At 41.4% G+C, this 12,932-nt stretch carries 12 protein-coding genes; 4 read left to right on the forward strand and 8 right to left on the reverse strand.

The window, feature by feature from the left end; translation table 11 throughout:
* Nucleotides 1–10: 10 nt before the first annotated feature.
* Together AC623_RS00585 and AC623_RS00590 are read right to left on the reverse strand one after the other, a co-directional pair.
* Nucleotides 11–931 carry a DMT family transporter gene (locus AC623_RS00585; RefSeq protein ID WP_049659466.1) on the reverse strand — a complete coding sequence of 307 codons (921 nt, stop codon included), beginning with the start codon at nucleotides 929–931 and terminating at the stop codon, nucleotides 11–13.
* Nucleotides 932–1,231: 300 nt separating this feature from the next.
* Nucleotides 1,232–2,140 carry a DMT family transporter gene (locus AC623_RS00590; protein ID WP_442853547.1) on the reverse strand — a complete coding sequence of 303 codons (909 nt, stop codon included), beginning with the start codon at nucleotides 2,138–2,140 and terminating at the stop codon, nucleotides 1,232–1,234.
* Nucleotides 2,141–2,284: 144 nt separating this feature from the next.
* On the opposite strand from AC623_RS00590, the gene AC623_RS00595 reads away from it, so the two are divergent.
* On the forward strand, nucleotides 2,285–3,688 hold the full coding sequence (locus AC623_RS00595; protein WP_231603567.1) for an aminotransferase-like domain-containing protein: 1,404 nt from the start codon (nucleotides 2,285–2,287) through the stop codon (nucleotides 3,686–3,688).
* Nucleotides 3,689–4,022: 334 nt separating this feature from the next.
* Nucleotides 4,023–5,342: a branched-chain amino acid transport system II carrier protein gene (brnQ, locus tag AC623_RS00600; protein ID WP_049659471.1), complete on the forward strand. Its 1,320-nt coding sequence runs from the start codon at nucleotides 4,023–4,025 to the stop codon at nucleotides 5,340–5,342.
* 59 nt (nucleotides 5,343–5,401) lie between these two features.
* Here brnQ and sspK read toward each other — a convergent pair whose 3' ends face one another.
* The 6 genes from sspK to AC623_RS00630 form a co-directional block, all read right to left on the reverse strand.
* Nucleotides 5,402–5,563, reverse strand: a complete 162-nt coding sequence (gene sspK, locus AC623_RS00605) for a small, acid-soluble spore protein K (protein WP_049659473.1) — start codon at nucleotides 5,561–5,563, stop codon at nucleotides 5,402–5,404.
* Between the two features lie 213 nt (nucleotides 5,564–5,776).
* Complete coding sequence (locus AC623_RS00610) at nucleotides 5,777–6,580, reverse strand: hypothetical protein (protein WP_049659475.1); 804 nt, start codon at nucleotides 6,578–6,580, stop codon at nucleotides 5,777–5,779.
* Nucleotides 6,581–6,616: 36 nt separating this feature from the next.
* Nucleotides 6,617–7,291, reverse strand: a complete 675-nt coding sequence (locus AC623_RS00615; RefSeq protein ID WP_049659478.1) for an ATP-binding cassette domain-containing protein — start codon at nucleotides 7,289–7,291, stop codon at nucleotides 6,617–6,619.
* Nucleotides 7,292–7,303: 12 nt separating this feature from the next.
* Nucleotides 7,304–7,993: a molybdate ABC transporter permease subunit gene (gene modB / locus AC623_RS00620; protein ID WP_049659480.1), complete on the reverse strand. Its 690-nt coding sequence runs from the start codon at nucleotides 7,991–7,993 to the stop codon at nucleotides 7,304–7,306.
* 23 nt (nucleotides 7,994–8,016) lie between these two features.
* Complete coding sequence (modA, locus tag AC623_RS00625) at nucleotides 8,017–8,802, reverse strand: molybdate ABC transporter substrate-binding protein (RefSeq protein ID WP_049659482.1); 786 nt, start codon at nucleotides 8,800–8,802, stop codon at nucleotides 8,017–8,019.
* 103 nt (nucleotides 8,803–8,905) lie between these two features.
* Complete coding sequence (locus AC623_RS00630; protein WP_049659483.1) at nucleotides 8,906–10,129, reverse strand: MerR family transcriptional regulator; 1,224 nt, start codon at nucleotides 10,127–10,129, stop codon at nucleotides 8,906–8,908.
* Nucleotides 10,130–10,304: 175 nt separating this feature from the next.
* Here AC623_RS00630 and AC623_RS00635 point away from each other — a divergent pair, with 175 nt between their 5' ends.
* Complete coding sequence (locus AC623_RS00635; RefSeq protein WP_049659485.1) at nucleotides 10,305–11,483, forward strand: M20 metallopeptidase family protein; 1,179 nt, start codon at nucleotides 10,305–10,307, stop codon at nucleotides 11,481–11,483.
* A gap of 141 nt (nucleotides 11,484–11,624) precedes the next feature.
* Nucleotides 11,625–12,818 carry a hypothetical protein gene (locus tag AC623_RS00640; protein WP_049659487.1) on the forward strand — a complete coding sequence of 398 codons (1,194 nt, stop codon included), beginning with the start codon at nucleotides 11,625–11,627 and terminating at the stop codon, nucleotides 12,816–12,818.
* Nucleotides 12,819–12,932: the final 114 nt, after the last annotated feature.

Here is a 12,932-nt window from a genome sequence, read left to right on the forward strand (position 1 = left end):
TTTTAGCGATTTAAAAAGAAGAAGGTTGTTTTAACTCTTCTAATGATCTCGGTTTCCGAAAAAGATCAAATGCTTCCGTAATAAAGATGCCGCCTAAAATAAGAGAAATCCCAAGTACTGTATTAAAGGTTAAGGCTTCTCCCCAAAGCAGCCAGGACAGTAAGAAGGCAAAGACAGCCTCAAGTGATAAAAGCAGGCTTACGTGAGTGGGGGGAGAATACTGCTGGGCTTTAATTTGAACAATGTAAGCTAACAGCGTTCCGATTAACAAGTCAAACGTATAGGCGTACGAGCCGTAAGGAGATAAAAGTGACGGCAGCGGCTCCAGCGAAACGGCAAACGGCAAACTAAATATCCCTACAATGAACAGTTGAATTGTGATAAAACTGAGAGAATCAACCGATTCATTTTTTTTGTAGGCACGATCCACTAATATAACGTGAATGGCAAAAAAGAAGGCGCAAAGGAATGCCAAAATATCACCGAGGTTGACACCTGCCCAGCTGCCGTCCCAGGAAAGGATGATAAGACCTAGAAAGGTAAGCAGACTTCCTAATACAGCTCCTCTTTGAACGGCTACCTTTGACCAGAAAAAGTAAAGGAAGGGAACGATCACAACCATGGTTCCGGTTAAGACTCCAGCCTTGCCGGGAGTTGTCAACTCAATTCCTAATGTTTGTAAGATGAATCCTGCCCATAAAGCGGTTCCGCTAGCAATGCCGTATTTCCACATTTGCTTTGGCATGTTTCTAATATCTTTCCACTTAAATAATAAGAGGATCAGTGCAGCAAGAAGAAACCTTGTGCTAATAAAATATAAAGGCGTCATTTCAGCTAATACGTCTTTTGTCAGGACAAAGCTATACCCCCAGCCAAGTGCGATTCCAACTAGGGAAACATCCGCAATGATGACTTTCTTTTTTAACGACAAACTATCCCTCCTAAAATACAGCCCTATTCGGGTCTGTGTCCTATTTCTATGCAAGAATTGCACCAAATATAGGGAGAAACCAAGAAAAGTCCTGAATACTTAGAGAATAGAGGAAGGATAAACCAGGCAAGAGGAGTTCATTTTCTTGTTGGAATATTCAAGAGTACATAATTTATTCAGTTAGGAATAAGGTGGGTTGAGAGGTTAACAGGACGCTATTTTGCGCCCGATCGCAAGGACAAAGCAAAAATAGCATTCCCGGAGCAGGGGGTTCTTTCCTGCTCCCTTTTTTACACACTTTTAAACTTTGCTTTCGATGCTGTCCTGTTTAGCTGGCAGAAGCGGCTCTTCTTTTTCTTTCCAATGAGGAAGGCTGACACCAGCTAAAGTCAGGATGCCGCCGAATAGCGAAAGGAAGGAAGGAATCTCCCCGAGCCAGATCCAAGCAATGATCATAGCGGCGACTGGAGTTAAATAAAGAGAGCTTGTTGCTTCTGCGGCCCCTGCTTTTGAAATGAGATAGGCAACCGCAAAGTACGGAACAATCGTTGGAATGAGCCCTAAGTATACTAAGGCATAGGTTGAAGAAGGGGCAGCCTGTGTGATTTCTGTGACTGTTCCAGGGCAAAAGAACAACATAAAGAAAGCTCCGGATAAGATCGTGTAAATCGTAAATGGGATAAATCCATACTTGTTTAAATAATTCGTTTGAAAAACAAAGTAACAACTTTCTCCTGCCGCCGCAACTAAGATAAGTAGAACTCCGACCGCAACAGCTGATAATGAACCCCCATTCCCTACTGAAATGACGGCTACTCCCGAAAAAGCGATTAGGGAACCGATCCATCCCATTTTAGAAAAACGATCTTTCAAAAAAATAGCAGCTAGAACAGCGGAGAACATGGGCGTAATGGATATTAATAAGCTGGCTACTCCAGCGCTGACTGTTTTTTCACCTATGTTCAGCGCAGTATGATAGACTGTAAATCCTAAGAAACCCAGCAATAAAATGGCGGGTACATCTTTTAAATCGGGCATTCTTATCTTTTTGACCACTGCAAATACAATAAGCCCGGACGAGCCAATTAGCAGCCGCAGCAGAGCAATGTGCTCAGGACTGTAAGATTGTAAGGCAATTTTAATTCCTGGAAAAGCGGAACCCCACGCTATGATCGTCACACTGTAGGCAATGGCTATTCTCCAATTCATCATGATCTCCGTTCCTCTCATTTATTAAAATTAGTGGTAAATTTATAATAGAGTGAAGGATAATGGAAATCTCCAACCAATCGATCAGAAAAAAAACCAACAAAAGCAGGTTGTAAGCAGAGAGGAGACGTTCAGTTGAGCAAGATGCCTCGTTATCTTCAGATTGTCCATGCGATTCGCGAGAAAATAAATCAAGGGGAATGGGTGATTGGCAGCAAACTCCCTACCCAGCGTGCCATAGCAGAGCAGTTCCGTGTCAATAGAAGTACGGTGATTACAGCGATTGAAATTTTAAAGGCGGAAGGTCTGCTTGAGGGAAAAGCAGGAAGTGGCATATACGTAGTGAATAATAGGTGGTCGCTATCGGCTGCTATTTCTCCTCCTGATTGGGAGGATCTCACTCAGTGGTCCCTGCAGCCCCCAAGTGATCATACTGTCCAAACAATCAATGAGCTGGAAAGCAGAAAAGATCTCATTCAACTAAGTAAAGGAGAGCTCGAACCCGATTTGTTTCCTAAAGCAGAAATAGCAACTGCTTTGACAAGGGTTTCAAGCCAACTAGAACAGTTTGGATACGGAAATGGGCTTGGTGATATCGGCTTGCGGATTGAGATTAGCAAGCACATGCAACAGTACGGAGTATTCACCGCTCCAGAAAGCATCCTGATCGTATCCGGTGCTCTGCAAGCTTTAACGCTTATTGCGGTCGGCATATTGAAAAAAGGCTCCACTATATTTTTGGAAAACCCTTCTTATTTACATTCCGTTAATTTATTCCGAACGGCCGAAATAGCCATCAAGCCAATCTCAGTCGGTGAAAATGGTTTGAATATTGATGAGCTTTTTCGACAAAAAATTATAAAGGGTTCATCGGCCCTTTATGTGAACCCTACTTATCAAAACCCAACAGGCACGACAATGTCATCCGAACAGAGAAAAGTATTGATGGACAAGTGCCGTTACTTTCAATTGCCAGTTATTGAAGATGATATATTTAGAGATTTATGGATTGACGAACGAGCACCAGCACCTTTAAAAACGCTAGATCCATTCGGGCAGGTTTTATATGTAGGCAGTTTTTCAAAAACGATTGATCCTGGTTTGCGGATTGGCTGGCTTGCGGGCCCGGAAGATGTCATTAAACGCCTTAGCGATGTCAGAATGCAAACAGATTATGGATCAAGCTACGTATCTCAAGCTTTAGTTAGAGAATTGCTTAGTTCGGGGCTGTATGAGCAGCATTTACAAAAAGTAAGAATCCGTTTAAAGGAAAAGAGAGAGTTTCTTCTTCAGTTGTTGCGTCTTCATTTAAGCGAGTATGCAACGTGGCGTGCTGCCACAGGAGGTTTTTTCATCTGGGTCTCCTTACATAAAAAGGTGAATATGCATCAATTTTTCCGAACTTGCCTAAACAATGGGGTGTTAATCAACCCAGGCTTTATTTACAATGACAGTCAGCCGACTATTCGGCTTTCTTACGCCTATGAGGAAATCGGAAGAATGGAGGAAGCTATTATTAAGGTGAAGGAAATATTAAAGAATGGATGAAAATGATCATCCATTTTTTTATGTGTGTACATTTTGATTTTTAGTAAAAATATTTTTATGAAGGGGATAAAATTTTTACCTTTAGCCCAGGATATTTTAAGTTGCTTTGATAAAAAATATTCCTTTAGAGCCTTCTTAATAATGAAAAAACAAAGTGTTACTAGGTATAAATAATAAAGAGCGTACAAAATATGTTTTTTGGCACGAAAATTGCAAAAGTATAAAATAAGCTGAAAATCACCGATTTAAGCTCATACAAAATGAGCCAATTGACGGTGGAAATGAAAACGATTTCCCGGAGGGTGAAATTGGAAGAAAGGATGCAAACAACAAGATGAACAAAATGTTGCAACATAGCCTCATATTGGGCTTTGCCTTATTTGCTCTATATTTTGGAGCAGGCAACTTGATTTTCCCGCCGTCTATCGGAAATGTGTCAGGAACGAATTGGGTTCCAGCACTTGCCGGATTTACGGTTACGGGTATTATTCTTCCCTTACTAGCTGTAATCGCAATCTTGAATGCTGGCGGGAAATTTGAAGAGTTAACGAGACCAATCAGCCCTTGGTTTTATAAGGTTTTTAACCTATTGCTTATGGTTGGGATTGGTATGCTTGTTACGATTCCGCGGATGGCCGCTACTACTCACGAGCTAGGCGTTCAAACTTTATTTCCTCAAGTTCCTTCTATCTTAACCATTATTATCTTCTTCGCCATCAGCTTTTATTTTGCGATGGATGAATCAAATGTTATTGATAAAATTGGTAAGATCTTAACACCGCTGTTAGTTATTATTCTTTTAGCAGTTGTAGGCAAGGGGATTTTTGATCCAATTGGAACACCAGCGGCAACGGACTTACAAACGCCGTTCTCTAATGCATTTATTAGTGCTTATCAAACAGGTGATATTGTGACCGGGATTTTTTGTGCTCCTATTTTTATAGCGGCTATTACAAGCTACGGTTATAAAGGAGTTCAAGCAAGAAAATTAGCGATTACCGGTACGTTAATAGCAGGATTAGGCCTTCTCATTGTATACGGAGGATTGCTTTATATCGGAGCATCAGGCAGCGGAACGTTTGCACCAGGCATTAGCGATACAGCACTCGTTTCAGAATTAGTTCATACATTGTTAGGCAGTACTGGAACCGTTGCTTTATCGATTGCTATTGCTCTGGCGTGTTTAACTTCTACGATTGGAGTTATCGCTGTTATTGCTGAGTTCTTGACAAAGCTGACAAATGGTAAAATCGGCTATCGGGTTTGGCTGCTTATTATTTGTATTACTGGTATCGTTATCGGAACAATGGGTGTAGGGAAAATTGTTAATTATGCGATGCCGATCTTCTTAGCGCTGTACCCGGTAGCGATTGTATTAGTGTTCTTGGGTGTATTCCGTAAGTATATTCCGAATTCAGGAGCTTACAGAGGAGCAATTCTGTTAACATTTATTGTCAGTCTATTCGAAACATTAGGCAGCGTTTTACAGATTGAAGCTTTAAGCAGCCTCGTTTCTGTCCTTCCTTTTAGTACAAATGGATTTTCCTGGTTTGTGCCTGCCGTTGTCGGCTTTATCCTTGGGGCTCTAATCGATAAGGCAATGGGTAAGAAGGAGCATCATGAACCTATTTTAGATCCTGTAGAGAATGATTAATAGGCAACAAAAAAGCAGGAGGGCTTTCCTCCTGCTTTTTGTTGTTTAAATAGATGGGGTTAAGATTCTGTTGTTCGGTCAGTAGAGGCTTTCATTCGTTCCTGCGGATGAGTATTCGTCGTACCATTCGCCCGTTTAGAGGCATACTTCGCTTTAGCACGTGCTTTTCCGCCTTCTCCAGTCATATTATCATCGGGAAAGTTTTTCGCTTTGTTTCTCATTGTTCTCCTCCACCTGCATAATAAAAATGTACGCTTTCACGTGTTATTAGTATAAGTAGAAGAAGTGAAAGTATAAGGGGGTTCTCGATGAAATTTGTGGGAGAAGCGAAAGGCTTGTTCCTTATTTAAATTACCCTCTTGTTGACTTTCGCTGCAGGCGAGCGCTTTCTTAATCAATTTTTAAAACACAACATTCCCTTTAATAGAGCCCATTTAAAAGAATGGATCAAATTCAACAATTCCCTCACAAGTAAAGCGGACGTTTGTCGAGATTGAATTCTTCTCTCCTGTTTCTACATGAATAATGCCGCCTGGTTGATGGACGGTTAATTGCTGGTCTTGGTTTTCTTGAGCTAAATGGACGCCTAAAGCGAGCGTTCCAGAGCCACAAGCCCGTTCAAAAAACTTGCTGCCGGTTTCCTCCACGTAAACGAAAGGACGGATTTCATAGTCCTGTTCCGCCAATTTTTTATAAGGAATAATGCCAATCGCTTTGTCGTCAATTTTTCCGGTCAGTTCCTCTAGCACTGACTCATACTCTTCTTCATGAAGCCAATGATCCGTTAGAAAATGAGTGATCCCATCTAATTGCACGACGCTTCCGTGAATCATATTGCGATCCAATTGGATGGACATGTCTTTGATAGAAAGAGGGTGAGGCATTTCCGCTCTTGCTTCAAAGTGAGAAGGGGACTTTACTTTTACCTCACAGGCAAGTGGTGTTTCCGTACCGGAAGCTTCTAGGAAAAAGTTTTTTTTGTCGCTTAACCCTTTATAGCAGGAATAAGCAGCAGCGGATAAAACGGCGTTGCCGCAAAACTCTCCTCCCGACATTTCCAATCGCAGGATGGAATCGCTCATCTTAGGCGGCACAATAAAGCCAACTTGTTCCGCGTTAAGGTATTCGTAGCCCATGATGGTGTTGGCAATTTCAGCATAGTGAACAGGCGCAACGTAATTTGTAATGAGAACCGTCATATTTTGTGAAGGGCTCGCTTTAACAAAATTAAGCTTCATGATGAAAACTCCTTTCTCTATAATCCTTTATGTATGTTAATCATCAGCAGGCCATTTCTTATGCGGATGATTGACCGTTTTGATAATTTTTCCTTTTTCCAAAAAAAGAATGGTATCTCCCAGTTTTTCAGCTTCATTCATATCGTGTGTCACAATAATAAATGGAATGCGCCAAATTTGATGAAGGCGCAGCAGTTCATTTTGGCATTCTATGCGTGTCTCTTGGTCTAAAGCAGACAAAGGTTCATCAAGCAGTAGAAAGGATGGTTCAGTTGCGAGTGCACGGGCGAGTGCGACTCTCTGCTTTTCGCCGCCTGAAATTTGGTGGGGATACTTTTTTAGCAAATGCCCAATTCCAAGTACGCTCAATAATTGTTCAATCCGGAACGAAGAGTGATTGGCTGCTTTCTTTTTTACGCCGTAGCGGATGTTTTTTTCTACGGTCATATGTGGAAAGAGAGCATAGTCTTGAAAGAGGTAGCCGATATTTCTCTTCCGGGGGGAAAGCGGTTTATGCTGTATATGAAAAAAAGTCTGGCCATTTAATGTAATAAAGCCGGAATCAGGATGAGTAAGCCCAGCCATGCTGTTTAAGATTGTCGTTTTTCCAGAACCAGATGGCCCAAACAGAACAAGAATTTCATTATCCATTTCCCAACTAACATCTAAAGTGAAATGAGATAGCTTTTTTCGAATTTGCACTTCAAGCATCTTAATCTCCTCTTATGTATGATCTTTAGCAAAACGACGAACATTGCGTTTTGTCCACCAGTTTAACCACATAATAGTGCTGAATCCGAGAGCTACAATGATCGTTACCCAAAAGGTCGCCGTTTCCATGTGGCCAGATTGAACAGCAAAGTAGATGGCCATGGGAATGGTGTCTGTTTTTCCAGGAATGTAGCCTGCCAGCATCAAAGTGGCGCCAAACTCTCCCAGACCCCTTGCAAAAGAAAGAACTAATCCGGCAAGCAGCCCTGGCCAGGCTAGCGGAAAGGAGATCGTCCAAAATACTCTCCATTCGGATGCTCCCATCGTTCGTGCGGCGTTTTCTAATCTAGGATCTAGACTTTCAAAGGAGGCAACGGCGCTTTGATACATAAGCGGAAAAGAAACGACGATAGAAGCAATAACAGCGCCTATCCAAGAAAAGACGACCTGGATATCAAACCAAGTTAAAAGCCAGCTCCCTATCCATCCATTTTTGCCAAAGAGAACGAGCAGGCCAAAGCCGACAACGGTTGGCGGTAAAACGAGAGGAAGGAGGAAAAATGACTCGAGAAAGCTTTTTCCAAAGAAATTCCTCCGCACAAGCAGATGGGCAAATAATACTCCTGCAATAAATACAACCGAGGTAGAGATAGCTGCTACTTTTAACGACAAAAACAAGGGTGAGTAATGTACATCATTCATGAGCCTTTCCTTCCTCGTCTTTTTTAGTTAAATCCATATTGGTGTAACACTTCTTTCCCTTCTGTACTAGTAAGATAATCTAAAAATAATTTGGCTGCTTTGGCGTGTTCAGAATGAGAAGTAATAGCCCCCGGGTAGACAATTGGCTCGTGCCATTCGGATTTAGCTTTGGACACTACTTTTACCTTATCGGATGTTAGCGCGTCACTGGCATACACAACGCCTAGGTCAGCATTTCCTGATTCGATATAAGTCAAAACCTGACGGACATCGGAACCCAAGACTAACTTGTTTTGCAGCGATTCCCATATGTTTAAATGCTCTAGCACTTCTTTTGTATATCGGCCGGCGGGCACACTTTCCGGTTCCCCCATAGCTAAATGATCCATTTTCTTTAGAGTGATTTCCTCAAAGGAAGAGATCGGAATGGATTGCTCCTTTTTCGCAATTAGAACAAGTGAGTTTTTAGCAAATTCAAGACGCGAATCCTTTTGGATCAGGTTTTTGTCCTGCAGCTTGTCCATGTCCTGGTTGCTCGCAGATAAAAAAACATCTGCCGGAGCACCTTGTTCGATTTGCTGAGCTAATTTACCGGAACTTCCAAAATTAAAGGTTAAATCTATATCTGGATGTTCATCCTCAAATGAAGATTGGAGCTCATCGAGTGCGTCCGTTAAACTAGCTGCAGCAGAAATGACCAGTTCTGTTTTTTTATCGGGCTTAGAAGCCGATTGTCCGCTGTTCGCACACCCCGAAGCGGCTGTGAGCAGCAGCGCTAAAAAGAGAAGAGCCCACCCCTTTTTAAACATAAGAAAACCCCCATGACACATTATTTTTATAAAAATACAAATATTTCTCTTATTATATAAAACTTATTAGAACTAACCAAGCATCCTGATAGCTGACTGCTATTTAAGGACAACTCGCTATATAGTTAATTAATTTCATTTTTTCACCTGGCTCATGATAAATGAAGTAGCTCCCAGGCTCTTCTGTATAGCCGATGTCCTCTCTTTTCGTTATGGTCTGGTTGTTTTGTTTCACTCCTTTTTCCAAGTAATCAAGATGAAGTGCATGAGAATTAGAAGAAGGGTAAATCGCCCGGATATTCTTTAACGACTGGGAGGAATCGTCATAGAAGGCGAAGCTTCCTATAATATGGGCATTTTCTTTTAAGTAAGGTCTTAAAATCGTAAATGGCGACTCACTATAAATTAAAGAAAACTGAGTAAATGATGTGCTATCAATGAAGAAGTCAACAGATTCATGTTTCAGCGGGAGCCGAAGATCACTATTTACGATATATAAAACGGCTAAATTCGGATTGTGTTTCTCGATCTTCTTCTTTAGTTTTTCAATCATCTCCAAAGAATGGCAAGTAAAAATGTAGTAGGCTTTGTCAGAAAGGGATGATAAGTGTTTAGGCAAAAGCATTGAGACTTCGATATTGGTTTCTACAATGACTTTATGAGCTAAAGGGTGGCGCATTAATTCTTTGATCATCCACAGTTTCCCTTTTTCAAGCAGGCTAACGAAGCCTGGGTTCCACTTTTTCACATCGATTTCATAAATAGAGTATTTATTAGGTGAAGATTTAATTTGGTTTGTCCGAAGAATTCCTTCTTTAATGATGGCCTGATAGCTGCACGAACAGGACAGCACCCCCTCGTATATATAATGTCCGTACATAGAAGCCTGTTTTAAGTTCAATAACTGGCGGCAATGAGGACAATAAAATAAAGGAACAAAAAATAAGGGAACACCTATTTTAGTTTGCTCTGGGAGCTTATTCGCATTGGAGTGAAGTTTGTCATCAATTAAATGAATAGCTTTGGACATTTCTTCTATTTCCGCCCTCAAATCAGCTTTTTTTTCAAGAAGAAGATTTGTAAAGTAGCTCGTATCCTCATTATCACTGCTATTGGTTAAACGCTTAAGTGATAATATTTTGTGAATTTCCTTCAAGGAAAATCGAAATTGCTTTAATTCGTGAATAAAAGCCATATCCTCTAGACAAGTTTGGTTCAAGTCATATTGGGTCTTTTCTTTTTCGGGGATTAAGAGACCTAGCTCAATATAATAGCGCACTGTATCGATCGAGACATCAAACCTTTTGGCGAAGCTTCCAATTTTCATACCGCTATTCCTCCTGGTGATCCGCTAATGTAAAACGTGGAGTATACTCCACGTTTTTATTGAAACTTTGATTAAAAAGCCTATTGACATCCTGTTTACACCACTGAATAAACTGATTATACGGAAAAATTAAAAGAATTTGTACTATCCAAGAGTGGGTGAGGAGGAATTTTTTATGCCAGTGAAACAAGCTTCACTAAAAGAGGAAGTAATTTCATGGAGAAGACATCTTCATGAAAACCCGGAGCTTTCTTTTCAAGAAATCCAAACTTCCGAATACGTGTATAACCATTTAACAAGCTTTCCTGGATTGGAAGTGACACGACCAACAAAAACAAGTGTCCTCGCTGTACTGAAAGGATCAAAACCGTCTGCAGGAAAGCGGCCTGTCATTGCTTTTCGCGCCGATATGGATGCGCTTCCAATTCAAGAAGAAGCTGATATTGACTTTCCATCTAAAAATCCAGGAGTCATGCATGCGTGTGGACATGATGCCCATACCTCTATGCTATTAGGGGCTGCAAAAGCGCTCTCTGAAATGAAAGAAGAGATTAGCGGAGAGATTCGGTTTATCTTTCAGCACGCTGAAGAAATGCCTCCGGGGGGAGCTGTGGAGTTGGTTGAAAAAGGTGTAATAGACGAAGTGGATTATGCCTTTGCTCTTCATGTAACGCCGTATGAACAAGCGGGTAAGATTTGCATGAGAGAAGGTGTACTGTGCGCAGGTAACTCTGATTTTGACATAAAGATCATTGGCTACGGCGGTCACGCTTCTACTCCAGAATTAACGGTTGACCCGATTATGGTCGGGGCAGAAATAGCCATTAACATCCAGCAGATCGTATCAAGAAAGCTGCCGGCTTTAAAATCACCGGTCATCTCCGTTACAAAATTTAACGGTGGAAGCGCATTAAATGTCATTCCAGAGACGGTAGAGCTCGGCGGCACCATCCGTTCACTCGATGATGATATCCGCTTACAGGCAAAGGGTTATGTCAATCAAATTGTAAAAGGAATTACAGAAGCGCATGGCGCCCGCTATGAAATCATCTGGCATGAAGGATACAAAAGTGTAGTCAATGACAAGGAAGCAGTCAGCATTACGAGAGAAGTAGCAGAAAATATAGTTGGCAAAGAAAACGTCATTCATGTAGAAGAGCCTCTATTCGGCGGAGAAGATTTCTCGGCGTTCTCTCGAAAAGTGTCAGCTTCCATGCAATTTATTGGTGTTCATAACCCAGACTTTGGTGAAGCCTATCCGCTTCATCATCCAAAATTTAAAATTGAAGAAGAAGCATTACAAATTGGTGTGAATTATTTTATTGGAATCGCTAAAAAAATATGTTGTCAGTAAAAGAGTCGTCTATGCCATCAAAGAGACGCGGTCAATGAAAAGAAAAAACGACAATGCCCTCAACATTCCTTGCTCTAATTATTGAAAGCGTTTTATTTATTCTAAAGGAAACTAAAAAACGAAAAAGGGGAAGCGATACGAATGTTGAAAGACCCGGTTATTGCCACTATGATTATTTTATCTTTAATAGTTGTCGGAGAAATTGTCTCAATTAAAACAAGAGCTCGGGTGCCGATGCTGGCCATTGCATTATTCGGCTACTTAGTGCTCATTTGGGTTGGCGTATTCCCGGAAGATCTCTTGGACCATTCAACACTTGCGACGCTCGGTGCTTTAATGTTTGCGCCTCTAGTTGTGCATATGGGGACACTGATTCCTATGAAAATGATTAGGCAGCAATACAAATCTGTGATCATTGCACTAATCGGTATCGTCATTTCAACCGGAACGATTTTATTAGTCGTTACACCTATCTTCGGCTATAAAATTGCTGCTTCTGGTGTTGGACCAATAAGCGGTGGCGTCGTTGCCTTCATTATCACATCAGATAAATTGCATGAACTAGGCTTGGCCTCTCTTGTGACGGTTCCAGCTGTTATTCTTGGTTTGCAAACATTGATTGGGCTGCCATTGGCATCGTTTTTTCTTCGGCGGTACGCTAAAAAGCTTTCGGCAAACTTTGATCAGGAGAAATATCTGGCTGCTACGAGTGACGCTGCTTTTGTAAGTGGAGAGATCGATCAGGAGGAAACGAAAGTAAAAGGAAGGCAATGGCTTCCTGATAAGTATGCGACGGCTCCTATTTTAATTTTCCAATTGTTTATCGGCGGCTCTTTGGCTGTTATTTTGAATAAAGTAACGGGTATCAATTACGCTCTTTGGGCGCTAGTAATTGGCCTGATTGGCACATATGTTGGTTTTTATCGACAAAGCATGCTCGAGAAATCTAACTCTTTTGGGATTGTTATGCTAGCTATTGTATTCGCTATTATTCAATCCATGAATGGCGTAACTTTTGATATGCTGTTAGAATATTTCCCTGCTGTTATGATGATTCTTGCTATCGGGGCTATCGGCATTATTCTTGGCGGCTTTATCGGCTCCAAGCTTGTGAGATGGGATATGGATAAAGGAGTTCCAGTGGCTTTAACGGCAATGTTCGGCTTCCCAGGCGATTACTTAGTTTGTGAGGAAGTAAGCCGGAGTATTGGGAAAACGAAAGAAGAAGAAGAGTACATTTTTAATGAAATTTTATCTCCCATGCTCGTAGGTGGATTTACAACGGTTACGACCGCTTCCATTGTGATTGCTGGGGTTGTCATGAGCACGCTTTAAAGAGAAGCGTGTTCAAGGACCAACCATTTATTTGAGCCTTATGCGCCTTGTCATGCTGCCTCTCCTTGGCTTTAGGGAGAGGCCTTTGAGGTGAAGTGGGCTATATTTATTCCT

The sequence above is a fragment of the Bacillus sp. FJAT-27231 genome (genome assembly GCF_001183975.1).
GTDB lineage: Bacteria > Bacillota > Bacilli > Bacillales > Domibacillaceae > Pseudobacillus > Pseudobacillus wudalianchiensis.